Source organism: Nonomuraea sp. MTCD27 (genome assembly GCF_041950495.1).
In the GTDB taxonomy this organism is placed as follows: Bacteria; Actinomycetota; Actinomycetes; order Streptosporangiales; family Streptosporangiaceae; genus Nonomuraea.
In genome coordinates, this window is the sequence record NZ_JBGNUW010000015.1 from 181,260 (window position 1) to 207,724 (window position 26,465).

At 69.6% G+C, this 26,465-nt stretch carries 22 protein-coding genes; 13 read left to right on the forward strand and 9 right to left on the reverse strand.

Annotation, left to right across the window (positions count from 1 at the left end):
• Nucleotides 1–40: 40 nt before the first annotated feature.
• Nucleotides 41–814, reverse strand: a complete 774-nt coding sequence (locus ACBJ59_RS38030; protein ID WP_375115004.1) for a TetR/AcrR family transcriptional regulator — start codon at nt 812–814, stop codon at nt 41–43.
• Between the two features lie 77 nt (nt 815–891).
• Between ACBJ59_RS38030 and ACBJ59_RS38035 the strand changes: the two genes are divergently transcribed.
• Together ACBJ59_RS38035 and ACBJ59_RS38040 are read left to right on the forward strand one after the other, a co-directional pair.
• The gene (locus ACBJ59_RS38035; RefSeq protein WP_375115005.1) at nt 892–1,830 is read left to right on the forward strand and encodes an ATP-binding cassette domain-containing protein; all 939 of its coding nucleotides are present in this window, start codon (nt 892–894) and stop codon (nt 1,828–1,830) included.
• Nucleotides 1,827–2,621, forward strand: a complete 795-nt coding sequence (locus ACBJ59_RS38040; protein ID WP_375115006.1) for an ABC transporter permease — start codon at nt 1,827–1,829, stop codon at nt 2,619–2,621. The genes ACBJ59_RS38035 and ACBJ59_RS38040 overlap by 4 nt, the downstream gene beginning before the upstream one ends.
• A gap of 16 nt (nt 2,622–2,637) precedes the next feature.
• Here ACBJ59_RS38040 and betA read toward each other — a convergent pair whose 3' ends face one another.
• Genes betA through ACBJ59_RS38065 form a run of 5 tightly spaced genes read right to left on the reverse strand, consistent with a single transcriptional unit; the run spans nt 2,638 to nt 9,159 of the window.
• Nucleotides 2,638–4,263, reverse strand: a complete 1,626-nt coding sequence (betA, locus tag ACBJ59_RS38045; protein ID WP_375115007.1) for a choline dehydrogenase — start codon at nt 4,261–4,263, stop codon at nt 2,638–2,640.
• The gene (locus ACBJ59_RS38050) at nt 4,260–5,198 is read right to left on the reverse strand and encodes an ABC transporter substrate-binding protein (protein ID WP_364114641.1); all 939 of its coding nucleotides are present in this window, start codon (nt 5,196–5,198) and stop codon (nt 4,260–4,262) included. The genes betA and ACBJ59_RS38050 overlap by 4 nt, the downstream gene beginning before the upstream one ends.
• Nucleotides 5,199–5,249: 51 nt before the next feature.
• Complete coding sequence (locus ACBJ59_RS38055) at nt 5,250–6,224, reverse strand: ABC transporter substrate-binding protein (RefSeq protein WP_375115008.1); 975 nt, start codon at nt 6,222–6,224, stop codon at nt 5,250–5,252.
• Nucleotides 6,221–8,134: an ABC transporter permease gene (locus ACBJ59_RS38060; RefSeq protein WP_375115009.1), complete on the reverse strand. Its 1,914-nt coding sequence runs from the start codon at nt 8,132–8,134 to the stop codon at nt 6,221–6,223. The genes ACBJ59_RS38055 and ACBJ59_RS38060 overlap by 4 nt, the downstream gene beginning before the upstream one ends.
• Entirely contained in the window at nt 8,131–9,159 is a 1,029-nt protein-coding gene (locus tag ACBJ59_RS38065; protein ID WP_375115125.1) for a glycine betaine/L-proline ABC transporter ATP-binding protein, read from the reverse strand. The genes ACBJ59_RS38060 and ACBJ59_RS38065 overlap by 4 nt, the downstream gene beginning before the upstream one ends.
• Before the next feature lie 366 nt (nt 9,160–9,525).
• On the opposite strand from ACBJ59_RS38065, the gene ACBJ59_RS38070 reads away from it, so the two are divergent.
• From ACBJ59_RS38070 to ACBJ59_RS38085, 4 genes are all read left to right on the forward strand, one after another.
• Nucleotides 9,526–12,183: a nitrate- and nitrite sensing domain-containing protein gene (locus ACBJ59_RS38070; protein ID WP_375115010.1), complete on the forward strand. Its 2,658-nt coding sequence runs from the start codon at nt 9,526–9,528 to the stop codon at nt 12,181–12,183.
• Complete coding sequence (locus ACBJ59_RS38075; protein WP_375115011.1) at nt 12,180–12,602, forward strand: roadblock/LC7 domain-containing protein; 423 nt, start codon at nt 12,180–12,182, stop codon at nt 12,600–12,602. Before ACBJ59_RS38070 ends, ACBJ59_RS38075 begins: the two co-directional genes overlap by 4 nt.
• Before the next feature lie 66 nt (nt 12,603–12,668).
• A complete protein-coding gene (locus ACBJ59_RS38080; RefSeq protein ID WP_364114651.1) occupies nt 12,669–12,983 on the forward strand; it encodes a DUF742 domain-containing protein in 315 nt (104 codons plus the stop codon).
• Nucleotides 12,964–13,530, forward strand: coding sequence for an ATP/GTP-binding protein (locus ACBJ59_RS38085; RefSeq protein ID WP_364114653.1), 567 nt, complete (start codon nt 12,964–12,966; stop codon nt 13,528–13,530). The genes ACBJ59_RS38080 and ACBJ59_RS38085 overlap by 20 nt, the downstream gene beginning before the upstream one ends.
• A gap of 10 nt (nt 13,531–13,540) precedes the next feature.
• Here ACBJ59_RS38085 and ACBJ59_RS38090 read toward each other — a convergent pair whose 3' ends face one another.
• Both ACBJ59_RS38090 and ACBJ59_RS38095 read right to left on the reverse strand, forming a co-directional pair.
• Nucleotides 13,541–14,500: an SIS domain-containing protein gene (locus tag ACBJ59_RS38090; RefSeq protein ID WP_375115012.1), complete on the reverse strand. Its 960-nt coding sequence runs from the start codon at nt 14,498–14,500 to the stop codon at nt 13,541–13,543.
• The gene (locus tag ACBJ59_RS38095; protein ID WP_375115013.1) at nt 14,497–15,462 is read right to left on the reverse strand and encodes a hypothetical protein; all 966 of its coding nucleotides are present in this window, start codon (nt 15,460–15,462) and stop codon (nt 14,497–14,499) included. The genes ACBJ59_RS38090 and ACBJ59_RS38095 overlap by 4 nt, the downstream gene beginning before the upstream one ends.
• A 361-nt stretch (nt 15,463–15,823) precedes the next feature.
• Between ACBJ59_RS38095 and ACBJ59_RS38100 the strand changes: the two genes are divergently transcribed.
• From ACBJ59_RS38100 to ACBJ59_RS38115, 4 genes are read left to right on the forward strand one after another with little or no spacing between them, the layout of a single operon-like run.
• On the forward strand, nt 15,824–16,942 hold the full coding sequence (locus ACBJ59_RS38100; RefSeq protein ID WP_364114659.1) for a spermidine/putrescine ABC transporter substrate-binding protein: 1,119 nt from the start codon (nt 15,824–15,826) through the stop codon (nt 16,940–16,942).
• A gap of 11 nt (nt 16,943–16,953) precedes the next feature.
• Nucleotides 16,954–17,820 (forward strand): ABC transporter permease, encoded by an 867-nt coding sequence (locus ACBJ59_RS38105; protein ID WP_375115014.1) that lies wholly within the window; start codon nt 16,954–16,956, stop codon nt 17,818–17,820.
• Complete coding sequence (locus ACBJ59_RS38110) at nt 17,813–18,592, forward strand: ABC transporter permease (RefSeq protein WP_375115015.1); 780 nt, start codon at nt 17,813–17,815, stop codon at nt 18,590–18,592. Before ACBJ59_RS38105 ends, ACBJ59_RS38110 begins: the two co-directional genes overlap by 8 nt.
• Nucleotides 18,579–19,628: an ABC transporter ATP-binding protein gene (locus ACBJ59_RS38115; RefSeq protein WP_375115016.1), complete on the forward strand. Its 1,050-nt coding sequence runs from the start codon at nt 18,579–18,581 to the stop codon at nt 19,626–19,628. The genes ACBJ59_RS38110 and ACBJ59_RS38115 overlap by 14 nt, the downstream gene beginning before the upstream one ends.
• Here ACBJ59_RS38115 and ACBJ59_RS38120 read toward each other — a convergent pair.
• Nucleotides 19,622–20,227: a TetR/AcrR family transcriptional regulator gene (locus ACBJ59_RS38120; RefSeq protein WP_375115017.1), complete on the reverse strand. Its 606-nt coding sequence runs from the start codon at nt 20,225–20,227 to the stop codon at nt 19,622–19,624. The two genes, ACBJ59_RS38115 and ACBJ59_RS38120, sit on opposite strands and share 7 nt — an antisense overlap.
• A 124-nt stretch (nt 20,228–20,351) precedes the next feature.
• Between ACBJ59_RS38120 and ACBJ59_RS38125 the strand changes: the two genes are divergently transcribed.
• From ACBJ59_RS38125 to ACBJ59_RS38135, 3 genes are all read left to right on the forward strand, one after another.
• Nucleotides 20,352–21,620, forward strand: a complete 1,269-nt coding sequence (locus tag ACBJ59_RS38125) for a glycosyltransferase (RefSeq protein ID WP_375115018.1) — start codon at nt 20,352–20,354, stop codon at nt 21,618–21,620.
• Nucleotides 21,621–21,667: 47 nt separating this feature from the next.
• Nucleotides 21,668–23,065 (forward strand): aminobutyraldehyde dehydrogenase, encoded by a 1,398-nt coding sequence (locus tag ACBJ59_RS38130; protein WP_375115019.1) that lies wholly within the window; start codon nt 21,668–21,670, stop codon nt 23,063–23,065.
• A gap of 252 nt (nt 23,066–23,317) precedes the next feature.
• The gene (locus tag ACBJ59_RS38135) at nt 23,318–26,461 is read left to right on the forward strand and encodes a nitrate- and nitrite sensing domain-containing protein (RefSeq protein WP_375115020.1); all 3,144 of its coding nucleotides are present in this window, start codon (nt 23,318–23,320) and stop codon (nt 26,459–26,461) included.
• Nucleotides 26,462–26,465: the final 4 nt, after the last annotated feature.

Sequence of the window (26,465 nt, forward strand, 5' to 3'; positions counted from 1 at the left end):
GTGTGGTCGGTCGGGGTGATCGGCGGCTGAGGGGGCGCGGTCAGGCCGGTGGGGCGGCGCGCCGGTTCACCAGGGCCTCGATGCCGTCGAGCACGCGCTCCAGCCCGAACTCGAAGGCGTGCTCCGGGTTGTAGGCCGCGTTGAGCGCCTCGCCCGCCGCCTCCCCGACCCGGGCGGCCGTGGGGTAGTGGCTGGTGTCGGCGATCCGGCTGAGGAAGGGCACGTGCGCGGCCCACCACTGCTCGTCGGTCAGCCCGGTCAGGCTCTCCGCCTGCGCGGCCTCCACGGCCCCCCTGGCCGCGCCGTGCACGAAGCCGGTGATCAGCGTGATCACCGAGTCCATCTCCAGGTCCGACAGGCCGATGCCGTCGACCGCGCGCAGCTCGTAGTCGTATTTGGCGGTGACGTTCGGCCCGAGCACCGGGCGGCTCGCCGCCACCCGCAGCAGCCACGGGTGGCGCAGGTAGAGCGCCCAGTTCTCCCTGGCGATCTGCTCCAGCCGGCCCCGCCAGCCGCCGGGCACGTCCTCCGGCCTGGCGGTCTCGCCGTAGACGGTGTCGAGCATGACGTCGAACAGCTCCGGCTTGCCCGGCACGTACGTGTAGAGCGACATCGTCCCCACGCCCAGCCGCTCGGCCACCCGGCGCATGGACAACGCCTGCAACCCCTCGGCGTCGGCCACCTCGATGGCGGCGCGCACGATGCGGTCGACGCTCAGCTCCGGCTTGCCCTTGCGGCTGGCCCGCTCGCTGGTGCGCCAGAGCAGCGCCAGGCTTCGCGCGGGGTCGCCCTTTCCCGAGTACTCGACGGTCACATTCGTACGGTACACCGTACGGTTGCCGGGGTAGACCGTGTGCTGTACGGTACGCCGTACGATTTCTAGGAGGCGGCATGTCAGCGGTGATGGCGCAGGGCCTGCGCAAGACGTACGGGGAGAAGGCGGCGCTGGACGGCGTCGATCTCGACGTGGGGCAGGGCACGGTGCACGGGCTGCTCGGCCCCAACGGCGCGGGCAAGACCACGGCCGTCCGCATCCTGACCACGCTCCTGCGCCCCTCGGGAGGGCGTGCCGAGGTGGCCGGCTTCGACGTCGCCACCCAGCCCCGCCAGGTGCGCCGCAGCATCGGCCTGGTCGGCCAGCACACCGCGGTGGACGAGCTGCTGACCGGCCGGCAGAACCTGGAGCTCTTCGGCCGCCTCTACCACCTGGGCGCCGCCGCGGCCCGGGCCAGGGCGGTCGAGCTGCTGGAGCAGTTCGGCCTGGAGCACGCGGGGCCGGCCAAGGAGTATTCCGGCGGCATGCGCCGCAGGCTCGACCTGGCGGCGAGCATGATCCTGGCCCCGCCGGTGCTGTTCCTGGACGAGCCGACGACGGGGCTCGACCCGCGCAGCCGGGCGGAGATCTGGCGCGCCGTGCGCGACCTGGTGTCCCGCGGCACCACGGTGCTGCTGACCACCCAATACCTGGAGGAGGCCGACCAGCTCGCGGACCGGATCTCGGTGATCGACGCGGGCCTGGTGGTGGCCGAGGGCACGCCCGACGAGCTCAAGTCCAAGCTCGGCGGCGACCGGCTCGACGTGGTCATCCACGACCCGGAGCGGGTTGCGGAGGCGGCCGGCATCGTCGCGAGCGTGGCGGCGAGCCCGGCGGAGGTCGACCCGGACACCAGGCATGTGAGCGCGCCGGTGAGCGAGCGGGTGCAGGCGCTCACGGAGGTGCTCGCGGCCCTTGCGGCGGCCGGGATCGAGGCCGAGGACGTCACGGTACGCCGCCCGACCCTCGACGAGGTCTTCCTCAACCTCACCAACGCCGGAGGAGGCGCCGAATGACCGCCGTATCGCTTCGATGGGCCCTGGCCGACGGCTGGACGGTCGCCCGTCGGGACCTGATCCACTGGGCCAACCAGCCCATGACCGTGGTGTTCGGCGTGGTCTTCCCCGTCGTCATCACCCTGGCCTTCGGCTACCTGTTCGGCGGCGCGGTGAAGGTGCCGGCCGGGGCGGACTACTTCGCCTTCCTCATGCCCGGCATGTACGGCATGACGATGCTCTTCGGCCTGAGCGCCACCATGATCGCCGTCACCACCGACGCCTCCAAGGGCGTCACCGACCGCTTCCGCTCCATGCCCATGGCGCCGTCCGGCGTCCTCATCGGCCGGGCCATCGCGGACCTGCTCAACTCGGTGCTGATCCTGGCCGGCCTCCTGGCCTGTGGCCTGGCCGTCGGCTGGCGCCCGGCCACCCTCACCGGCGCGCTCGCCGCCGTGGGCCTGCTGCTGCTCCTGCGCTTCTCCCTGCTGTGGATGGGCATCTACCTGGGTCTGCTCACCAAGGACCCGGGCGGGGTGGTGGCGGTGCAGACGCTGGAGTTCCCGATCGGGTTCCTGTCGAACGCGTTCGTCGCGCCCGCCACCATGCCGGGCTGGCTGGGCGCGGTCTCGGAGTGGAACCCGCTGTCGTCGACGGTGGCGGCCACCAGGGAGCTGTTCGGGAACCCGGGGTGGGGCGGGGAGTCGTGGGTGGCCCAGCACGCGGTGCTGATGGCCGTGCTGTGGCCGGTGGCGATCACGGTCGTCTTCTTCACCCTGTCGGTCCGCCTCTACCAGCGCCTCGACCGCTGAGCGGTCGCCGTGGGAGTCACCTGTGCCGGTGGAACTCCACGGGTTCCGGGGCGAGCGGGGTGTTGCCGAGGATGAGGTCGGCGGACTTCTCGGCGAGCATCATGACCGGGGCGTAGATGTTGCCGTTCGTGACGTACGGCATGACCGAGGCGTCCACGACGCGCAGCCCGTCCAGGCCGTGCACGCGCATCGTGTCGGGGTCCACGACCGACAGCTCGTCGGTGCCCATCCGGCAGGTGCACGACGGGTGCAGGGCCGTCTCGCCGTCCTTGGCGACCCAGGCGAGGATCTCCTCGTCCGTACGGACCTCCGGGCCGGGGGAGAGCTCGCCCCCGTCCAGGTCCGCCCACGCGGGCTGGGCCAGGATGGCACGGGCGTGCCTGATCGCCTCCACCCACTCCCGGCGGTCCTGCTCCGTGGACAGGTAGTTGAAGCGCAGGGCGGGCTTGTGGCGCGGGTCCGTGGAGGTGATGCGGACCGAGCCGCGGGCGTCGGAATACATCGGACCGATGTGCACCTGGTAGCCGTGGCCGCCCGCCGGGGCCGAGCCATCGTAGCGGACCGCGATCGGCAGGAAGTGGAACATCAGGTTCGGGTACGCCACCTCGTCGTTCGAGCGGATGAAGCCGCCCGCCTCGAAGTGGTTCGTGGCCCCCGGGCCGCGCCTGCGGAAGAGCCAGTCGGCGCCGATGAAGGGGCGGCGCCACAGGGCCAGTGAGGGCTGCTGGGAGACCGGCTGCCGGCAGGCGTGCTGCACGTAGACCTCCAGGTGGTCCTGGAGGTTCTCGCCCACGCCGGGCAGGTCGTGGACCACCTCGACGCCCAGGGGCTCCAGCACGGCTCTCGGGCCCACGCCCGAGAGCTGCAGGAGCTGCGGGGTGTTGATGGCGCCGCCGCAGAGGATGACCTCCGCGGCCTCGATGCGCTCGCCGCCGCACATGACGCCGACCGCGCGGGTGCCCTCGAAGAGCACCTTCTCGACCAGGGCCCGGGTCCGGACCTTCAGGTTGGGCCGGTGGCGTACGGGGTGCAGGTACGCGCGGGCGGCGCTGAGCCGGCGGCCGCGGTGGACGTTGCGGTCGAAGGCGGCGAAGCCCTCCTGGCGGTAGCCGTTCACGTCGTCGGTCAGCGGGTGGCCCGCCTGCTGGACCGCCTCGAAGAACGCCTCGAACAGCGGTCCGCGGGCGGGGCCGCGCTCCAGCTTCAGCGGGCCGTCGCCGCCCCGGAAGGTCGTCCCGGGGTCGGCCAGGCAGTTCTCCATCCGCTTGAAGTAGGGCAGGCAGTGCGCGTAGTCCCAGTGCTTCATGCCGGGATCGGCGGCCCAGCGCTCGTAGTCGAGCGGGTTGCCGCGCTGGAAGATCATGCCGTTGATGCTGCTGGAGCCGCCCAGCACCTTGCCGCGGGCGTGGTAGATGCGCCGCCCGTTCATGTGCGGCTCGGGCTCGGACTCGTACTTCCAGTCGTAGAAGCGGCTGCCGATCGGGAACATCAGCGCGGCCGGCATGTGGATGAACACGTCCCACAGGTAGTCGGGGCGGCCCGCCTCCAGCACCAGCACCGAGGTCGAGGGGTCGGCGCTGAGCCGGTTGGCCAGGGCGCAGCCGGCCGAGCCGCCGCCCACGATGACGAAGTCGAACCTCAACGGGGAATCCAGTCCTTCCACACGATCTTGTTCTCTTCCACCCACCGCTTGGCGGCCTGCTCGGCGCTCATCTTCTCGTTGATCATGTCACTGGCCACGGCGTTCTGGTCGTCGTTGGTCCAGTTGAAGTTGCGCACCAGCTCGTACGCCCGCCCGCCGGTCTGGGCGAACCGCTTGCTGACGATCTTGTCCAGCAGGTACGGCGGGTAGTCACAGGCCACCCTCGCCGGGTTGTCGTCGCAGCCGACGGCGTAGGGCGGCAGCGCGATCTTGACGAGTTTGGTCTTGGTGAACAGCCATTGCGGCTCGTAGAAATACATGAGCAGCGGTGTCCGATTCTTCGTCGCGGCCTGGGCGGCCTTGATCAACGCGTCCTCGCTGCCCGAGTAGACGACCTTGTAATTGAGCCTGAGGTTCTTGACGAGTGCCTCGTCATTCGTGACGAAGGTCGGATCTCCGTCCAGAACCTGTCCGGCATTTCCGGTTTTTTCGGTCCGGAATAGGTGGGCGTACTTATTGAGGTTTCGGTAGTCCGTAATGTCGGGGTACTTTTTGGCCATCCACTCGGGCACGTACCACCCGATGACGCCCTTGTTCCCCGTGAGGCCCGCCGAGAGGGCGACCCCCTTCTCCTCGATGTAGGTCTTCTTCCAGTCGTTGTGGCCCCAGCTTTCGACGATCACGTCGACCTTGCCGGATTCGAAATCCCGCCAGGACTGGTCCTCTTTCACGGGCCGCTTGTTCACCTTGTAGCCCAGCTCGTACTGGAGCAGGTGCGCCAGCACGGCGGCCTGGGCCTCGTACCCCACCCAGGCGTGGACGTCGATGTTGACGGTCCCCTTGGACTGCGTGCTGGTACCGGGCTCCGCGCTGGAGCAGGCCGTCAGTAACAGGGCCGCGACGAGCGGCCCGGCGAGCGTCTTCGTTCGGGTCATGAGAGGTCTCCGGGACCGCGGCCCCAGGGGCGGGGCCGCGGTCGAGAGGGGTTACTTGGGGATCCAGGCCTGCCACTTGGCGGTGTTGGCCTCGACCCACTTCTTGGCGGCTTCCTCGCCGGTCATGCCGTTGTTGGTCATGTCGTCGGCGACGGCGTTCTGGTCCTCGTTGGTCCAGTTGAAGTTCTTGACCAGCTCGTACGCCTTCCCGCCGGTCTGCGCGAACTTCGTGCTCACGATCTTGTCGAGGTCCATCTCCGGGTAGTCGCAGGCGACCTTCTTGGGGTCGGCGTCGCAGCCCTCGGTGTAGGCGGGCAGGTTGACCCGGACCAGTTCGGTCTTGCTGAACAGCCAGTGCGGGTCCCAGAAGTAGAACAGCAGCGGCTTCTTCTGCTCCTGTGCCTGCTGGGCGCCCTTGATCAGGGCCGCCTCGCTGCCGCCGACGACGACCTTGTAGTTCAGCTTGAGGTTCTTGATCAGGGCTTCCTCGTTGCTGACGTACGACGGGTCGCCGAAGAGCAGCTGGCCCTTGCCGCCGGACTCGGAGGTCTTGAAGAGCTCGGCGTACTTGTTGAGGTTCTTGTAGTCGGTGATGTCGGGGTGCTCGTCGGCCATCCACTTGGGGATGTACCAGCCGATGACGCCCTTGTTGCCGGTCGAGCCGGCCACCTGCGCGGTCTTCTTCTCGTCGATGAACTGCTTCTTCAGGTCGGGGTGACCCCAGTTCTCGATGATGACGTCGACGTCGCCGGTCTCGAAGCCCTCCCAGGCCAGCTGCTCCTTGATCTCGGGCAGCTCGACGTTGTAGTTGAGCTCGTTCTTCAGCAGGTACGCGACGACGTTCGCGCTGGCCTCGTAGCCCACCCACGGGTTGATCGCGATCTTCACCGTGCCGGTGGGGCCGGCGGAGGCGCTGGCGCCGGCCGCCGGGGCGGAGGCGCTGGGGGAGGTCTCGACTGTGGCTCCGCCGCAGCCTGCGGCGGCGAGCCCAAGGGCGAACAGGCCTGCGAGCAGGCGAATCTTCATGTGGACTTCCTCTTTCGGGGGGAAGGGCGCCTGTCGGCGCCCTGCGTTATGCGGTCGAGCATGACTCCGAGGAGCACGGTCGCTATGCCCGCGACGAACCCCATGCCGAAGTCGGTCCTCTGGGAGAACCCGGTGACCACGTCGTAGCCGAGGGCCCCCGCCCCGACCAGGCCACCGACGACCACCATGGCCAGCGTCATCACGATGCCCTGGTTGGCCGCGAGCAGGATGGCCCGCCTGGCCATGGGCAGCTGTACCTTCCACAGGAGCTGGCGGGGGGTGGAGCCGGCCGAGGTGGCCGCCTCGACGACCGTGGCGGGCACGGCCTTGATGCCGTCCTCGACCAGGCGGACCACCGGCGGCACCGCGTAGATGATCGAGGCGAAGATCGCGGTGAACCGGGTGGTCTCGAACAGGGCCAGGGCCGGCAGCAGGTACACGAACGCGGGCATCGTCTGCGCGGCGTCGAGCAGCGGCCGCTGCACGGCCGAGTAGCGCGGCGAGCGGGCCGCGGCCACCCCCAGGAACAGGCCGATGACCAGCGTGACCAGCACCGCGACGGCGACCGTGGTCATCGTCTGCATCGTGTGCTCCCACACGCCGAGCAGCGCGATCGCCAGCAGGCAGCCCAGCGCGATCAGCGCCGGCCGCGTGCCGCTGACCCGCCAGGCGACCGTCAGCACGGCGAGCGCGACCAGCCACCACGGGGCCGAGGTGAGCAGCGACTCCAGCGGGTTGAGCAGCGCGTACGAGGTCACGTCCTTGATGAACGTGGTCACCGCGTACCAGTTGGTCTCGGCCCACCGCACGGCGGCGTTGACCTCGGCCACCAGGTTGACGGTGAGATTCTCCGGCCAGACCTTCGGCAGCACGGGAATGAGCGCCAGCCCGGCGGCGGCCAGCGCGCCGGCCGCGACGAGGTCGGCCCGGGCGATCCTGGCGTGCGGGTCGCGGTGGGCGAGCGCCATCATCATCCGGTCGAGCATCACGGCCATGATCACGATGGCGATGCCGGCCGGCAGCATGAGGCCGACCTGGGCCCGGGACAGGCCGAGCAGGATGTTGCTGCCCAGGCCGGGGGCCGCGATCAGGTTCGCGATGACGACCATGGACAGCGCCATCATGATCGTCTGGTTGACGGCCAGCGCCATCGTGGACCTGGCCAGCGGCAGGTAGACCTTGAACAGCGTCTGGCGTCCCGTCGCGCCGAGGGAGGCGGACGCCTCGACCGCCGTGGGGGAGACCCCGGAGATGGCCAGCGCGGTGATGCGGATGGCGGGCGGGATGGCGTAGATCATCGTCGCGATGGCGCCGGCGGGCGCGCCGATGTGGAAGAACAGCGCGAGCGGTGCCAGGTACGCGAACGTCGGCATGATCTGCATGACGTCGAGCACCGGCGTGATCGCCCGCCGCACGCGCACGGAGAGCCCGGCCCAGACGCCCAGCGGGATCCCGATCGCCAGCGACAGCAGCACCGCCACCCCGACCAGGGCGAGCGTGTCCACGCTCGACTCCCACAGCCTCAGCACGCCGAACGCGCTCACGCTGCCGACCGCCAGCAGCGCGATCCGCCAGCCGCCGGCCAGCCACGCCAGCGCCCCCAGGACGCCGGTGATGCCGGGCCAGCCGAGCGCGTACAGGGTTGACTGGAACAGGTCGTAGAGCGAGCCCACGCCGAGCCGGATGTAGTTGAGGAAGTACAGGAAGAGCGGGTTGTCGTTGCGGTGGTCGTCGATCCACTCACGCAGCTCGGTGACGGCCAGGAACTGCGGCGCCTCCTTGTCGTGCGGCAGCGTCCCGGTGCCCTGGAAGACCAGGTACGCCACCACGAACAGCACCGCCACCCCGGCCGGGGCCGCCCACCTCGGCAACCCGAGCCTGGAGGGCGTGGTGACGGCCGTGCTGCTCATGTGCCCGCCCTGGCGCCGACGTCCTGGCCCGCCAGGAAGGCGAGCAGGTCCACCCGGTCCACGACGCCCACCAGCTCGTCGCCGTCCACGACCCTGATCGGCCGGGAGGAGGCGGAGGCCACGCCGATGGCGTCCTTGATGACCGTGGCGACCGGTAGCTCGGGCCCGTCCAGCGGCTCGCCGGGCTCGGGGTCGCGGCAGATCCAGCGCAGGCTCAGCACGTGGCTCCTGGGCACGTCGCGGACGAAGTCGGCCACGTAGTCGTCGGCCGGCGCGCCCACCAGCTCCTCGGCCGTGCCGAGCTGCACGATCGAGCCGGCCCGCATGATCGCGATCCGCTCGCCCAGCTTGAGCGCCTCCGAGAGGTCGTGCGTGATGAACACCATCGTCTTGCCGACTTCCCGGTGCAGCCGGATCACCTCGGCCTGCATGTCGCGCCTGATCAGCGGGTCGAGCGCGCTGAACGGCTCGTCGAACAGCATCACCTGCGGGTCCACGGCCAGCGCCCTGGCCAGGCCGACGCGCTGCTGCATGCCGCCGGACAGCTGGTCGGGGTAGGCGTCGGCGTGCCCGTCGAGGCCGACGAGCGAGAGGATCTCCCCGGCCCGCCGGTGCCTGTCGGCCCTGGCCGTGCCCTGGATCTCCAGCCCGTATGCCACGTTGTCGATCACCTTGCGGTGCGGGAGCAGGCCGAAATGCTGGAAGACCATGCTGACCTGGTGCCGGCGGATCTCGCGGAGCCGGGTGGGCGTGGCGGCGACGATGTCCTCGCCGCCGATCGTGATCCGGCCCGCGCTCGGCTCGATGAGCCGGGTCAGGCAGCGTACGAGGGTGGACTTGCCGCTTCCCGACAGGCCCATGACCACGAAGACCTCGCCGGGGCGCACCTCGAAGCTCACGTCCCGGACGGCGGCCGTGCAGCCCGTCCTCTCCCTCAGCGCCGCGGGTTCGAGATGTCTGTCCTCGCTGTCCAGCACCTTTTGTGCCCTGGTTCCGAAGATCTTCCAAAGGCCCGCAACGGTGATTGCCGCGCTGTCGGGAGAATCTCCCACACTCGCCTCCTCGTTTTGCCGTCGCTCAACATATGTCGGGAATAGCGAGATTCTCAACGCCGTGACCCTCTGGAGACCGGGGTGCGCCTCTGGCGTTACTCGTTTGGAACGAGCCAATCCCCCATTGGGGGACATTTATTCTGTTAAAGGTTTATTTCGTGCTCTCCCGGCTTCCGTCATGGAGCGCCAGGTTCTATCCTCAGGAGCCACGCGAACCAACTTTTGTCGCGTTATGTTCGCTTGGCCACAAGCCATGGGATGTGTTCCAATTACCGGCACTTGCCGATTTCCCCAGGGCACAGACTTCACATATACGCCGATTCGGGCGAGGTGCGTTCGGTGACTACAGAGCTCGGCGTCAGGCAGGCCAGCGAGGGCGGCTGGCGCCTGCGCAATTGGCGTGTCCGGGCGCGACTCGTGGCCCTCATCCTCATCCCGACGGCCGCCGCCGTGCTGCTGGGCGGTGTCCAGGTGCTCGCCTCGACCTCGGCGGCCGGAGACTACGCGCGGACGAACCAGTTCGCCACGCTCTCCGCCGAGCTCGGCGGGCTCACCCACCTGGTCTCCGCCGAACGCGCCAGGACCGCCTGGTACATCGCACGCAACCGGCCGGCCGCGGGACTGGCCGAGGTGCAGGCCCAGATGGAGCAGGTGGACCAGTCGGCCAGGGAGGTGCGCGGCATCGCCCAGCAGTTGCTGACCGACTCCACCGGACGTACCGCGGACCAGATCGAGAGCCTGCTCAACCGCCTGAACGACCTGACCGCCCTGCGCGAGCAGGCGCTGGAGGCCAACCTGCTGCCCGGCCCGGCCGTCGAGCTCTACACGACGGTGATCAACGACCTGCTCTCCGTGCACAACGAGCTGGTCAAGGGCAGCGTGGACGACGAGCTGTTCCGCCAGACGAGCATGCTCGACAGTCTCGCCCGCGCCAAGGAGAGCATCTCCTACCAGCAGGCGCTGGTCACCGTCGTGCTCGTCGAGGGGGCGTTCGACCAGGAGCAGCTCAAGCGCTTCCTCGGTGAGCAGTCTCGGGAGGCCAACGAGCGCAAGGGCTTCGCCACCGAGGCCACCGCGGACGAGCGCCGCCTGTTCGACGAGACCGTCAACGGCAGGTCCGCCGACCGCATGTTGTTCCTGCGCGAGCTGGTGCTGATCAGGGCCACCGAGGGCCTGCCCCTGCGCGGCCTCGACCAGTCCAAGGAGGACGACGCAGCGGAGTGGTTCGACGCGACGAACGTGGTCGTCGACTCCATGCGCGAGGTCGAGCAGCGCCAGGCCCAGGGCATCGTGGACCGCAGCGAGGCGCTCAGCGCGGACGAGCGGCGGCAGGCGTTCGTGACCGCGGGCGCCGTGCTCGCGCTGCTCGTGGTCGTACTGCTGATCACCACGGGCGTGGCCAGGTCCCTCGTACGTCCGCTGCGCCGCCTGCGCGGCGAGGCGCTGGAGATCGCCGGCAAGCGGCTGCCCGAGTTCGTGCAGCACCTGAGGGAGTCCCGCGACGGCGAGGTCGCCACCGAGGTGCCGCCGATCGGGATCTTCTCCAAGGACGAGGTGGGCGAGGTCGCGCGGGCCTTCGACGAGGTGCACCGCGAGGCCGTACGGCTGGCGGGCGACGAGGCCAAGCTGCGCTCCAACGTCAACGCCATGTTCGTCAACCTGTCCAGGCGCAGCCAGACGCTGGTCGAGCGGCAGCTCACGCTGATCGAGAAGCTGGAGCGCGGCGAGCGCGACGACGCCCGGCTGGGCGACCTGTTCAAGCTCGACCACCTGGCCACCCGCATGCGGCGCAACAGCGAGAACCTGCTCGTCCTGGCCGGCCAGGAGGCGGCGCGCAAGTGGAGCGAGCCGGTCGAGCTGATGGACATCGTGCGGGCCGCGCTCGGCGAGGTCGAGAGCTACGACCGGGTCAGCATCCAGATCGAGTCGGACGTCGCCATCGCCGGGCAGGCCGTCACCGACGTGGTGCACCTGCTCGCCGAGCTGGTCGAGAACGCGGTGTCGTTCTCCTCGCGGGACACCAAGGTCATCATCTCCAGCAGCCGCATCGACGGCGGCAGCCTGATGCTGTCGGTCACCGACCACGGCATCGGCATGAGCCAGGACGAGCTGGCCGAGGCCAACTGGCGGCTGGCCAACCCGCCCGTCGTGGACGTGTCGGTGTCGCGGCGGATGGGACTCTTCGTGGTCGGGCGGCTGGCGCTGCGGCACAGCATCCGGGTGCAGCTCCGGCGGCAGGACATCGGCGGGCTGACCGCCATGGTGCTGATCCCGCCCATGCTGCTCACCGAGGTGCCCGGCGCGATGGCCGGCGCCGGGCCGCGGCTCCAGGTGCCCAGGCAGGCGAACCCGCCGTCCTACCCGACGCAGCCGCCCGCTCGCCTGTCGGGGCCGCCGCCCGGGCATCCGTCGTTCGACGGCGTCAGCCCGGCGCCCGAGCCGTCGTCCTGGTTCAGCTCGTCCCAAAGCCACTCGATCGAGCAGCTCCCGCCCGACCTGACCGCGCCCCGGCCGTTCACCGACCTGACCTCGCCGGGCTCGTCGTCGTTCGCGGACCTCGGGCCGTCGGGTTCGTCGTTCGCGGACCTGGGCCCGTCGGGTCCGTCGTTCGCCGATCCGGGCACCCCGGGCACGTCGTTCCCCACGCCTTCCGCCTCCGGGAAGGACGAGTTCCTGCCGATCTTCGCCTCCATGGACGAGAGCAGCTGGTTCAGCAAGTCCGCGCCGACGGCGGACCACCGCGACGAGCCGTGGTCGTCCCCTGCCGACCAGGGCTGGCAGGCCGCCGGCGCGGCCACGGACCCCGCGCGGAGCGGCACCACGAACTCCGGCTTGCCGAAGCGGACGCCGAGAGCCAATCTGGTACCGGGCACCGCAACTCCGCAGCCGCCGCCCGTTCCCGCTCCTCCGGTGTCCCCCGATCGACTGCGTACCCGGCTGGCCAGCTACCAGCAGGGCGTGCGCAAGGGACGCGCCGAGCTCGAGGAGGATTCGTGAAGGAGCTGAGCCAGGCCGCCAGGGACATCAACTGGCTGGTCAGCGGCTTCGTCGAAGAGGTCCCCGGCGTGGCACACGCCGTGGTGGTCTCGGCGGACGGCCTGCCCATGGCCTTCTCCCGTGGCTTCCCGAAAGACCGCGCCGACCAGCTCGCCGCCATCGCGGCCGGGCTGGTGAGCCTCACGCAGGGCTCGGCGCGCGTGTTCGAGGGGGGCGGGGTGACCCAGACCCTCGTCGAGATGGAACGGGGCCTGCTGCTGGTGATGTCGATCAGCGACGGGTCCTGCCTGGCGGTGCTGGCCGTACCCGACTGCGACATGGGCTTGGTCGCTTACCAGATGACGATCCTGGTCGAGCGCGCGGGGCAGGTGCTCACCCCTGCTGTACGGGCGGAGCTGTCCGCCGCGCGCCCGTGGTGATGGGAGTGAACGTTGGCATCGTGGCACAACGGGGATCCGGAGCCCGAGCGAAGTTCGCTCGTCCGGATGTACGCCGTCACCGGCGGCAGAACGACTCCGCGCACTCAGCTCGCCATGGAGGCACTGGTATCGTCAGCCACCTCGGCACAGCTCGGTACGACGTACACGCGTGAATACCGCGCGATCAGCGAGCTGTGTCGGCAGGTTCGGTCCGTGGCGGAGATCTCCGCGCTGCTCAGCGTGCCCCTAGGGGTGGCGAGGGTGCTGGTCGCCGACATGGAGGCGGATGGGCTGGTCAAGGTGTACCAGCCACAGCTGGATGCGGGCCTTCCTGACAGGGGCCTGCTCGAAAGGGTACTGAGTGGACTTCGCAGGCTCTAGTCGCCTCACCTCCACGAAGATCGTCGTGGCGGGCGGGTTCGGCGTGGGGAAGACCACGTTCGTGAAATCCGTGTCCGAGATCATGCCGCTGACCACCGAGGCGGTGATGACGGACGCCTCGGAGGGCATCGACGACCTCGGCCACACGCCGGGCAAGACCACCACCACCGTGGCCATGGACTTCGGGCGGCTCTCGCTCGATCACGAACTGATCCTCTACCTGTTCGGCACGCCGGGGCAGCACCGGTTCTGGTTCATGTGGGACGACCTCGTCCGCGGGGCCATCGGGGCCGTGGTGCTGGTGGACTCGCGGCGGCTGGCCGACAGCTTCCCCGCGGTGGACTACTTCGAGAACTCGGGGCTGCCGTTCGTGATCGGGCTCAACGGCTGGAACGGGGAGTTCCCGCACGTCGAGAGCGAGGTGCGGGAGGCGCTCACGCTCTCGGCGCACGTGCCGATCGTCCGTACGGACGCGCGTGCGCGGCAGGCGGTCAAGAACACCCTGATCACGCTCGTCGAGCACGCGCTGACCGTACGGTCCCACTGAGACGTCGCCGCTACCGCGCCGACCACCAGTAGGCGGCCACCAGCTCCGCGACCAGCGTCTCGGTGAGCAGGGCCACGTCGGGGTCGTCGTCGTGGGTGTAGCGGATCGCCGCCGTGGCGTCCTTCACCTCGGCGCCCACGGTGATCACCGTGGACTCGCGCTCGCGTACCCAGTCCATGGCCTGGGCGTCGTAGCGGGAGCCGGGGAAGAGCAGCGCGCGGTAGTCGAGCGTCTTGGTGAGGTAGACGTCCACGTGGGACCAGTCGCCGCTCTCGCACGCGTCGGCCGGGCGGCGCGGGCCCTCGCGGAACATCAGCGCCGACTGCTCCGCCGACGACAGGCGCTCGGCGGGGGCGATCGTGTAGACGCCGTGCGGGCCGTCCAGCAGCTCCAGGGCCAGCGGGAGCCACTCGTCCCTGCGGTCCAGCAGGTCGGCCGTGGCCTCCGCCGCCCTGCCAACCAGGGCGGGGAGGTCGCGGTCGCGGCCCGTGAGCCTGGACTCCAGGGCGAGGAGGAGGGCCAGGGTGTGCTGGAACGTACGGCAGGCGACGCCGCCGCGCTCCTCGCCCGCCCCCATGTCGATCACCAGGTCGGCGGCCTCGGTGAGGGGCGAGCCGGGCCGGTTGGTGATCGCCGCCAGGTAGGCGGGGCCGCCCGCGTACCGTTCGGTGGCGTCGAGCGTCTCCTGGCTGGAACCGGTGGCCGAGATCGGGATGACCAGGGTGCCCTCGGCGGGCGGGAAGCTCGCGGCGGCGGAGGCGTACTCGGCGTGGGCGTTCACCCCGGCGGCGCGCAGGCGCAGGGCGGCCACCCCGGCGGCGTACCGGGAGCTGCCCATGCCCAGGAAGAGGACCCGGTCGAAATCCCCGGGGAGTCCCTCGAACGGGTCCGCCGCCCGCAGCGAGCCGGCCAGGGTCGCCAGGGACTCCGGCTTGGACTCCAGGTCGGACAGGTAGAGCTCAGAATTCACGCGAAGTTCTCCTCGGGGTACCAGGTGTGCAGAACGCCCATGGGGGCGTAGCGCCAGCGGGGGAGGTGGCGGGCGGCGTAGATCAGCTCGCGGCACTCCTGCTCCACCTCGAACGGGCGGATCAGGCTCTCGTCGAGCAGGTCCGGCCTGCCCCGCTCGGACAGGCGGTGCCGGTAGGCGGCGAGCAGGGCGGCGCGGGCCCGCCTCGCCCAGCTCGCCGCCAGGTCGGGTGGGGTGCCGCGTCTCTTGATCGCCACCTGGGCGACGTGTTCGAGGCTCGTGGTGAGCTGGGCCACGTCCCTGGCCGGCGGCTGGTACGGGTCGGCGTCGGCGACGGTGGGGTTGCCGTCGAAGTCGATGACCGCGTAGCCGTCCTGCCACTTGAGGATCTGGCCCACGTGCAGGTCGCCGTGGATCCGGATCAGCGGGGTCGTGATGGGCTCCGTCAGCGCGGCCAGCTCCCGCCTGAGCGCCCCGGCCCGGTTCGCCAGCCACTCACCGTCCGGCCCGTCGGTCAGCGCGAGCGCCTCCGCGAGCGCCTCCTCAGCCCTGACCGCCGCACCACTTCCCGGCGACCGCGCGCCTTCCGGAGCGCGCGGATCAGGACCGAGACCGGGAAGGGGGTGGTCAGGGGCGGGGAGGGTGGAGAGGGCGAGGTGGAGGTCGGCGGCGAGGCGGCCGAGCTCCGGGGCGAAGCCCGTGGTGCCCGCCTCGGCCTCGTCCACGCACCACTCCCAGCCGTCCCGCGCCTGCGGCAGGTACCCGGTGACCAACGCCAGCAGGTGCTCGCGCCCCCGCAACACGCCTGTCAGAGCCGCGTAAGGAGGCGCGGTGTCGTTGAAGCCCGCCTCAACGAGGTGGGCGAAGACCTCCGGAGCGGGGTGCGGCAGCGGTACGGGCGGGGTGAGCCACTTCACGACCACCCGCTCGCCCACCACCACCGAGTAGTTCGTCTGGTCCACGTGAGGTCCGAAATCACGTTCACCTGGGGCCCCAGTGTGGAGATCTTCAGGACCGTACGAGAAAGTGGGCAGCGGAAGGAAGCGCCGGACCCCGAAGGGCGGCGGCACCTCCCCCTCCAACAGCGCCAGGAGCGCGGTTGTGAGCCCGCGATCTCGGGCGGTGAGGGGCCTCTCACCGAGAGAGATCATGCGGCGACGTATTGAATCCCAATTCAACAGCAGGACCAAACTTCCAGGTAGCAATGTCAGCAAAAGTCTTGCTCATGTTGATTTGGGCTGCAACACTCCTGCTCTGGTCTGCTGTGTCCGGTAAGGTCGCGCGACCCCTCTTACATCACAAATTTCAGAAGGAGTAGCGGCCGTGTCCCGTACCCGGTTCACCCGTCGTCTCCCGGCCACCGTGGCGGTGGTCGGCCTCGCGCTTGCCGTCGCGGCGTGCGGCGGTGAGTCGTCGTCAAGCTCAGATGGCAGAACGGTGGCGGCCGACCAGCTCAAGCCAAACGCGGACCTGTCGCAGCAGACCCTGCAGATCACGGTCTGGGACGGCTACACCCCCAAGGAGCTTCCCGAGAAGGTCAAGGAGAAGCTCAAGGTCAAGGACCTGAAGGTGGCGCTGCACGACACCAACGAGGTCGCGATGACCAAGCTCACCGCCCCCGGTGACAGCGGCATCGACGTGGCGTTCGTGTCCGGCCAGTACGCCCAGGCGCTCAACGCGCAGGGCCTGCTGGAGCCGATCCACCCCGAGCTGATCCCCAACCTGGCCAACCTCTACCCGGAGGCCACCCAGCTCTCCTACGACAAGGGCAACAAGTACTCGGTGCCCTACACCTGGGGCACCACCGGCATCTGCTACCGCAAGGACCTGGTGAAGAAGGTCCCGGACAGTTGGAACGATCTCCTCAAGCCCCCGGCCTGGGCCGAGAAGAAGGTCACCATGATGACCACCGAGCGCTGGCTGGCCCTGCCCGCGCTCAAGTCCCTCGGCTACTCGGTCAACACCGACAAGGACGAGGAGATCGAGAAGGCCCGCGAGCTCCTCATGGCGCAGAAGCCGCACCTGCTCACCTACGACGACACGACGTTCGGTGACCGCCTGACCTCCGGCGAGGCCGTCATGGTCGAGGCGTGGGACGGCTGGTGCCCGACCACGGATGAGAAGGGCAACATCGGCTTCGCCGTGCCGAAGGAGGGCAGCGACCTCTGGGTGGACACCATGGTGATCATGAAGTCCTCCAAGAACAAGGAGGCGGCGCACGCCCTGATCAACTACATCCTGGACCCCGAGATCCACAGCTGGGCGGCCGCGAACATCAACTACAAGGTCCCCAACAAGGCGGCCATGGAGAAGGTGAACCCGCCGAAGGGCTCGCTGCTCGGCATCCCGCCGGCCGAGCTGCTCGACGGTGAGTCGCTCATCGACCTCGGCCAGGCGTCCACGAAGTACACGCGTCTGTCGGCCGACGTCCAGGCGAAGTAGTTGTCGTTGTAGTGAAGTCTGAGGTCAAGGCCCGGCCGGTGTCCCGATCGCGGGGACGCCGGCTGGGCGCGTTCGTGTTCCTGGCCCCCGGGCTGACGTACCTGCTCGTGCTGCTGCTGGTGCCGCTGGCGCTGGTGATGAGCTACACGGTCTTCCAGCGCGGGCGATTCGGCGGCGTGGTCTACGAGTTCACGACGGAGAACTTCGAACGCCTGGTGGACCCGCTCTACCTGAGCGTGGTCGGCAGCTCGCTGAAGATCGCCGCGGTGACGACGCTGATCGCGCTGCTGGTCGGCTACCCGACGGCGTACCTGATCGCCCAGCTCCCGCGCAAGTGGAAGACGATCGCGCTGGTCGCGATCGTGCTGCCGTTCTGGACGAACTTCATCATCCGCGTCTACGCCTGGATCATGCTGCTGAGTGGTCCCGGGTTGATCAACAGCGGGCTGAAGGTGTTCGGGCTCGGGCCGCTGGACCTGCTCTACAACGAGGGCGCGATCGTGGCGGGGCTGGTCTACTCGTACCTGCCGCTGATGGTGCTGCCGTTGTACGCCACGATCGAGAAGCTCGACCCGCAGCTCAGGGAGGCCTCGGCCAACCTGGGGGCGTCGGCGTTCACCACGTTCCGCAGGGTCACGCTGCCGCTCACGGTGCCGGGCGTGCTGACGGGGTGCCTGTTCGTGTTCGTGCCGAGCTTCGGCAACTTCGTCATCCCCGAGATGCTCGGCGGCAGCAAGTCGATCATGGTGGGCAACCTGATCCGCCAGCAGTTCCTGTCGGCGCGCGACTGGCCGTTCGGCTCCACGCTGGCGCTGGCCCTCATCGCGGTGCTGATCGTGCTGCTCGTCGCGCAGGCCTGGGTGGCGCGCCGTGCGTAGGTCCAAGCTGCTCCATGTCCCGTTCTGGGCCACGTACGCCTTCCTGTACCTGCCGATCATCGTGCTCGTCGTCATGTCGTTCAACGCCGGCGAATCGGCCTACAGCTACGAGGGGTTCAGCCTCAAGTGGTACGCCGAGCTGGCCGGGGACGAGCGGGTCCTGGGCGGTGTGGTCAACACGCTGATCGTGGCCACCGGGTCCACCGTGATCGCGACCGTGCTGGGCACGCTGCTGGCCGTCGGCCTGGCGAGGTACACCAAGTCCAAGACCCTCGACGCGGTCGCCCTGATGCCCGCCGTGCTGCCCGACCTGGTGCTGGCCATCGGGTTGCTGGTCTTCTACGGCATGATCCAGCTCACGCTCGGCCTCTACTCGGTGATCCTGGCCCACGGCGTGTTCGCGATGGCGTTCGTCGCGGCGGTCGTGCGTACCCGGCTGACCGGCGCCGACACCTCGCTGGAGGAGGCGTCGCGGGATCTGGGGGCCGGGCCGGTGGTGACGTTCATGAAGATCACGCTGCCGCAGCTCATGCCCGGCATCGTGGCCGGCGCGCTGCTGGCGTTCACGCTGTCGCTGGACGAATTCGTGATCGCGTTCTTCACGATCGGCAACAGCGAGCCGACGCTGCCGATCGTCATCTACTCAATGATCCGTTTCGGGGTCACCCCGAAGATCAACGCGCTGGCGGCGATCCTGCTCCTCGTGAGCTTCACGGCGGTGATCGCCGGGCAGCGCCTGACCAAGATCGGGGAGTCACGTGCTCAAGATTGACGGGGTCAGCCGCAGGTTCGGGGACGTGACCGCGCTCGACAACGTTTCGCTGGAGATCGGCCAGGGCGAGTTCTTCGCGCTGCTCGGGCCGTCCGGCTGCGGCAAGACCACGCTGCTGCGCATCATCGCCGGGTTCGAGACGCCCGACGCGGGCGCGGTCAGCCTCGACGGTGACGACCTGCTGTCCAGGCCCCCGAACCGGCGGCCGATCAGCCTCATGTTCCAGTCGTACGCGCTGTTCCCGCACATGACCGTGGCCAAGAACGTGGCCTACGGGCTGGAGCGCGAGGGTCTCCCGAAGGGGGAGGTCAGGCAGCGCGTCGGCGAGGTGCTGGAGACGGTCGGGCTGTCGGCGCACGCCGCCCGCAAGCCCGCCCAGCTCTCGGGCGGGCAGCGGCAGCGGGTGGCGTTGGCTCGTTCCATCGTCAAGCGGCCCCGGCTGCTGCTGCTCGACGAGCCGCTGTCGGCCCTGGACAAGAAGGTCCGCGCCGACATGCAGCTGGAGCTCAAGCGGCTGCAGCACGAGGTGGGCATCACGTTCGTGGTCGTCACGCACGACCAGGAGGAGGCCATGTCGCTGGCCGACCGCATCGCGGTCTTCGACAGCGGCTCCGTGCGCCAGGTGGACCAGCCGGTCGAGCTGTACGAGCGGCCGCGCTCGCCGTTCGTGGCCGACTTCGTCGGCGCCAACAACCTCTTCCGCGGCACCGCCAGCGGCCTCGACGGCATCAGGAGCGAGCAGTTCGGCATGTTGCCGGGCACGCCGCTGGCGGAGCTGGAGGCGGGCGCCGACGCGCTGCTGGCGGTGCGGCCGGAGAAGATCGAACTCGCCGAGGAGAACGCCACCAGGGGGCTGCCGGGCAGCGTCCTGGACGTCAGCTTCTACGGTGGTGTGTCACACCTGTCCGTGGAGGTGCCCGGCCACGCCAAGCCGGTCCTCGCCGCCGTCCAGGGCGCCAGCTCCGTACGGGCCGGGGCCAAGGTCAAGGTGCGCTGGGACGCCCAGGACGCGGTGATCATGGCAGTCGATCAGTGAGTCAGGTCGTTGCCCGTGGCCGCGCGGGCGTAGGAGAGGATCAGCTCGGCCGCCTCGCCCGGGCCGATCAGCGGGTGCCTGGCCGTGATGCGGTAGCCGTACGCGTCCTCCAGCGCCACCAGGTTGCGCGCGATCGTCAGCGAGTCGGCGCTCAGCCGGAACACCCCCAGCGCGGCCCCGGTGTCCAGGATCGCCTGGTACATCGACACCTGCCGGTCGTAGAGCGAGGTGAGCAGCACGCCGTAGACCCGGTTGCGGCCGGCGGCCCCGCCCAGCTCGTTGAGCAGGCGCACGTCGGGGTCGAGCGGTCCGGTGGGCAGCCCCGACCTGATCGTGACCACCAGCTTCTCGACGGGGTCGGTGATGGTGGCGAGCCGGCGCAGGCGCTGCTCGTAGAAGCGCTCCATGCCCGCGTGCTGCGCCTCGACCAGCAGCTCGCTGAGGTCGGGGTAGTGGTAGAGCACGGCGCCCGAGGTCAGACCTGCTTCCTCGGCGACATGCGAGAGCTGTACACCGTCGATGCCGTGGCGGATGATGGCCCTGCGTGCGGCCTCGATCAAGTCGATGCGCCGGTCACTGCGGCTTTTGCGCTGAGCCACCACCACCACCTTCACTCGTTTGGCTGCTGTTCAGTTAGCCGTGACCATAGTGCCTTTAAGTTGACCTTCCCGCTAGATCTGTTTTTGAATTCCTCTTCAAATTGACGAGTTCCCCGGAGTCTCGATGTCTCTCACGATCCTGTTCATGCCGGAAAGCGCCTACGGCCCCACCAACAACTCCATCGGCATCGGCGACATCCTGCGGCAGCGCGGGCACCGCGTCGTCTTCGCCGCCGAGGCGTCGTGGAAGGGCAAGCTCGAGGCGCTCGGTTTCGAGGAAGACCTGGTCGACCTCGCGCCCGCGCCCGAGGACGCCGAGGAGCAGGACCCCGGCCAGTTCTGGAAGGACTTCATCCGGGACACCGCGCCCGAATACCGCAAGAGCACGCGCGAGCAGCTCGAGACCGTCACCCAGCCCATCTGGGCCGAGCTGATCGAGGGCGCGAAATACTGCGAGCCGCAGCTCAAGGCCATCATCGAGCGGGTGAACCCGGACGTGATCGTCGAGGACAACGTGATCACGTTCCCGGCGCTGCTCACGGCGGGCAAGAAGTTCGTCCGGATCGTCTCGTGCAACCCGCTGGAGGTGCGCGGCGAGAATGTCGCGCCGGTCTTCTCCGGCCTGCCCGCCGACGACCGCTCCGAGTGGGACGCCTTCAGGGCCGAGTACGACCGCACCCACCGCGAGATCTGGACCGCCTTCAACGAGTGGTGCGTCGAGCAGGGCACCGAGCCGCTGCCCGACCTCGACTTCATCCACGAGGGCGACCTGAACCTCTACGTCTACCCGGAGATCCTCGACTACACCGACGCCCGCCCGCTGGGCCCCTCGTGGCACCGGCTGGACTCGTCGGTCCGCGAGACGGACGAGGACTTCACGCTGCCCTTCGAGCGCAGGAGCTCGCTGGTCTACTTCTCGCTCGGCTCGCTGGGCTCCTCCGACGTGGAGCTGATGCAGCGGGTGATCGACGTGCTCGCCACGACGCCGCACCAGTACATCGTCTCCAAGGGCCCGCTGCACGAGGAGATCAAGCTGGCCGACAACATGTGGGGCGCGGAGTTCCTCCCGCAGACTAAGATCATCCCACTGTGTGACTTGGTCATCACCCATGGCGGCAACAACACGACCACCGAGGCGCTGCACTTCGGCAAGCCGATGATCCTGCTGCCGCTCTTCTGGGACCAGTACGACAACGCCCAGAGGGTCGATGAGCTCGGTTACGGTGTCAGGCTCTCGACCTACACCTTCACCGACGAGGAGCTCACGGGGGCGGTCGCGCGCCTGCTCGGCGACACCGAGCTGCGGGCGGGGCTCGCCGCCGCGGGCGAGGAGATCCGGCGTCGCGACGGCCTGCGCAAGGCCGCCGACCTGATCGAGCAGCTCGGCCAGTAGCACGGCCCTGGTCCCTTAGCACGACCCCTGAGAGATGAAGTTTCCTGATGCGTGAACTGATCAACCCCGCCACCGGGCTCCCATGTGCCGAAATTCCGGACACGCCGGTGGAGGGCGTGGCGTCGGCCGTACGTGCGGCCCGCGCGGCGTACGAGGAGTGGTCCGAGACCACCCCGGCCGAGCGCGCTCGGCTGCTGCTGCGGCTGGCCGACCTCGTGGAGGCCGACGCCGAGGAGCTGACCAGGCTCGAGGTGGAGGAGACCGGCAAGCCGGCGGCGGTGTTCCGGGACGGCGAGCTGCCGTTCGCGGTGGACAACCTGCGCTTCTTCGCCGGCGCCGCCCGCTCGCTGGAGGGCACGGGGGCCGGGGTGTTCAGCGCCGGCTACACCTCGGTCATGCTGCGCCGTCCCGTCGGGGTGGTGGGGTCGATCGCGCCGTGGAACTTCCCGTTCGTGATGGCGGTCTGGAAGGTCGGCCCGGCCGTGGCCGCGGGCAACGCCGTGGTGATCAAGCCGGCCCCCCAGACGCCCCGTACGACGCTGCGGCTGGCCGAGCTGTTCGCCAAGGCGGGCGCGCCCGACAACCTCGTCCAGGCGATCACCGGCGACGCCGAGGTGGGCCAGGCGCTGGTCACCGACCCCGGTGTGGACATGGTCAGCGTCACCGGCTCCACCGAGACCGGCCGCGCCGTGATGAACGGCGCGGCGGCCACGCTCAAGCGGGTCCACCTCGAGCTCGGCGGCAAGGCGCCGGCGCTGGTGTTCGAGGACGCCGACCTGGCGGAGATGGCACGCGGCGTGGCCATGGGGGCGACGTACAACACCGGGCAGGACTGCACGGCGGCCACCCGGGTCTACGTCGCCAGGGAAATCTACGGCGACGCCGTGGAGGCGATTCGGGCAACTCTTGCCAACATCACCGTCGGCGACCCCTGGGACCCGGCGACGGACATCGGCCCGCTGATCTCGGCCGCGCACCGGGACCGGGTGCACGGGTTCGTCTCGCGGTCAGGTGGGCGCGTGCTGCACGGCGGCTCCCCGATCGGGGGCTCCGGCTTTTTCTACCCTCCCACACTCGTGACCGACGTCGCACAGAACAGCGAGATCGTGCAGGGAGAGCTTTTCGGGCCGGTTCTGGTCGCGCTCCCGTTCGACGGTGAGGACGAAGCGGTCCGGCTGGCCAACGACACTAGATACGGCCTGGCCTCGTCGGTGTGGTCGCGCGACGTCGGCCGGGCCATGCGGGTCTCGCACCGGCTCGATGTGGGCGTGACGTGGGTCAACGATCACCTGCCCATCGCCAGCGAGGCGCCGCACGGTGGGGTGAAGGGCAGCGGGTTCGGCAAGGACATGAGCCAGGAGGCGGTGCAGGAATATTCGGTGACGCGGCACCTGATGGTGAAGCACGCGGCACCGGCCGAGCGGGATTCGTTCCGGCCAGCCTGAAGACGTGTACGGCGTTATGCCACCCAAAGTGCCTCTTTGGGTGGATGAGATGGGATATGTTCGGTTGGCCGATCTGGTACGGGTTGTGTTCCAATTACCCAGCCGGACAGAATCCCATGCGCCCCACGCGTGTCTGATTTTCTTCGAGCACGTACCGGCGAGAGGTTGCGAAACTCAGTGAGGACGAAAGACCCCAGGCACACGAGGTCAGGGGAGTACACAGGCGGACGGTTCCGGCTGGCGAACTGGCGTGTGCGCTCTAGGCTGGTCGCTCTGATCCTCATTCCCACGATCGTGGGTGTGCTGCTCGCCGGCATCCAGCTGGCCGACGCCATCGGCACCAGCGCCGAATACCGCCGGCTCACCCAGGTGGCCGAGCTGGTCCAGCGCATCGGTGCGCTCAACCACGAGCTCGGCAAGGAGCGCACGCTCACCGCGTGGTACGTCGCCGACCGCCGCAGGGGCGGCCGCTTCGTCCAGCTCAAGACCCAGCGTCAGGCCACCGACAAGGCCAAGCAGCAGGCGCTGGCCGCCGCCGGGTCCATCGACGCCGCGCACTCGGCCCGCGTGATCGAGGGCGTCGACAACATGCGCCGCTGGCTCGACGGCCTGGACAGCCTCCGCAACTCCATGGTGGGCAACGTGCCCGCGCGCGCCGCCGTCGGTACGTACAGCACGATGATCGACGTCTTCTCCTCCATCCAGGGCGACCTGGGCGACGGCGTGAGCGACGACGACCTCCAGGGTGACGTGGCCGCGCTCGGCTCGCTCCAGCGGGTCAAGGAGGAGGTCTCGCGGCAGCAGATCATCCTCATCGTCACGCTCGCGCAGCGCAGGGTCGACAGCGCCGACTGGTCGGACTTCCTGGGCTCCTGGAACAAGCAGCAGGCCGAGCTGTCCGCGTTCGAGCTGGAGGCCGACGCGACGGACCTCAAGGCGTACCGGGACGGGGTCAAGGGCTCGCAGGTCGACCTCGCCGACGCCATGCGCCAGCGCGCGCTGGCGCAGGTGAGCGAGAACAACCGGATCAGGGACCTCGACGTCACCACGCTGCGCGACCTCAACGACTGGTACGAGAGCACCACGGTCACGACCAACGCCATGCGCAAGGTCGAGGACGGCCTGGCCACCAAGATCGTGGCCACCACCCGCGACCTGAGCGACACCGAGCAGCGCAGCGCCATCATCTCCGGCGCGCTGATCCTCGTCCTGCTGCTCCTGGTCCTGGTCATCACCACCCGCGTGGCCGGCTCGCTGGTCCGCCCGCTGCGCCGGCTGCGGGCCGAGGCGCTCCAGGTCGCCACGACCCGGCTGCCCGACACCGTCCGCATCCTGCGCGAGTCCGGCGAGGGCGCGAACATCCCCGAAGTGCCGTCGATCGGCGTCAACACCCGGGACGAGATCGGGGAAGTGGCGCGGGCGTTCGACGAAGTTCACCGCGAGGCGATCCGGCTGGCCGGCGACGAGGCCAAGCTGCGCGCCAACGTCAACTCGATGTTCGTCAACCTCTCCCGCCGCAGCCAGACGCTGGTCGAGCGGCAGCTGCAGCTCATCGAGGGCCTGGAGCAGGGTGAGGAGGACGAGCAGCGGCTCGCGAACCTCTTCCGCCTCGACCACCTGGCCACCCGCATGCGCCGCAACAGCGAGAACCTGCTGGTCCTCGCCGGCCAGGAGGCCGCGCGCAAGTGGAGCGAGCCGGTGCCGCTGGTCGACATCGCCCGCGCCTCGCTGTCCGAGGTCGAGAACTACGAGCGGGTCCAGATCCAGATCCCGTCCGGCATCCTCATCGTCGGCCCCGCCGTCACCGACGCCGTCCACCTGCTCGCCGAGCTGATCGAGAACGCGATCTCGTTCTCCCCGCGCGAGAGCAAGGTCACCGTGACCAGCGCCCCCGCGGAGGGCGGCGTGCTGGTGTCGATCAACGACCTGGGCATCGGCATGAACCAGGAGGAGCTGGGCGAGGCCAACTGGCGCCTGGCCAACCCGCCGGTCGTGGACGTCTCCGTCTCGCGGCGCATGGGCCTGTTCGTGGTCGGCCGGCTGGCCCTGCGGCACGGCATCCGCGTGCAGCTCAGCATGCGGGAGACCGGCGGCCTGAGCGCGCTGGTGATGATGCCCGACATGCTCATCAGCAACGGGCAGGGCCTGCCCCAGCAGGGCGGGCAGTACGAAGCGTTCACCACGTTCGACCCGAGCATGTTCGGGCAGCCGTCGCCCAACGGGATGGGGTCGCACCCCTCCTTCGACGGGCCCGACCAGGTCGTGGACACCCAGTGGCCGGGCTCGCTGCCCGCACCGGGGACCGGTAACTGGCCCTCGTTCGGCGAGCAGCCCTACGAGGAGCAGCCGTCGTTCGGCGAGCAGCCCTTCAGGGAGCAGCAGCCGCAGGGCGCGCAGGCCGACGAGCCGCGCTGGCCGCCGTTCGGCGGCGACGAGCCCCCGGCCGTGCCGCAGCAGCCCGCGCAGCCGTTCGGCGAGCAGCGCTGGCCGTCGTTCACCGAGGAGCCCTCGCAGGCCGCCGAGCCGTCGCCGTTCGCCGAGAACAGGTGGCCGTCGTTCGCCGAGCAGCCGCCGCCCCTGCAGGCCGACGAGCCGCGCTGGCCGTCCTTCTCGACCGAGCCGCCGCAGCAGCCGCAGGACGAGCCGCGCTGGTCGTCGTTCGCGGACCCGCTCCCGCGCAGGTCGCTGTTCGAGTCCGAGGATCGGCCCCGGCCGCAGCACGGCGACTCCTACCGGTCCCCGTTCGCGGACGAGCCCAAGCCGGCCGACCAGTACGAGCAGAACGGCCACTCCAGCGACTACAACCCGTTCGGCCCCGGCGACTACTCCTCGCAGGACATGACCGGGCCGCTGCCCGTGGTGCGCAGCTCGCCGATGGACGACCAGGGCGACGAGTTCATGCCGATCTTCTCGTCGGTCGGCTCCGACTGGTTCCGCCGGCCGGACCCCGAGGTGCTGCAGCCGCGCTACGAGCCGGAGGGCGAGCCGGAGATCACCGCCGTGCATCCGGCCGTGCCCGCCGACCCGCCGCCGCAAGCGGCCGCACCCCCGGCCGCCGCGCCCCCCGCCGCGGACGGCACGTCCGCCCTGCCGCAGCGCCGGCCGGGGGCGTCCGGCGCCGGAGCGAGCTGGTCGTCGCCCGCGGACTCAGGTTTCCAGGCAGCGCAGGCCGCCGCCCAGCCCCAGCAGGCCGGTACGACGGCGTCGGGCCTGCCCCGCCGCGTTCCCAAGGCCAACCTGGTGCCCGGCACGGCCAGCCTCGCCGAGCCCCAGGCCGCGTCACCGGCACCGCAGATCTCACCCGAGCGGTTGCGCAGCCGGCTCTCCAGCTTCCAGCAGGGTGTCCGGCAAGGCCGGGCGTTCACCCGCGGAGAAGAAAATGAGGAGGACAAATGAGAGA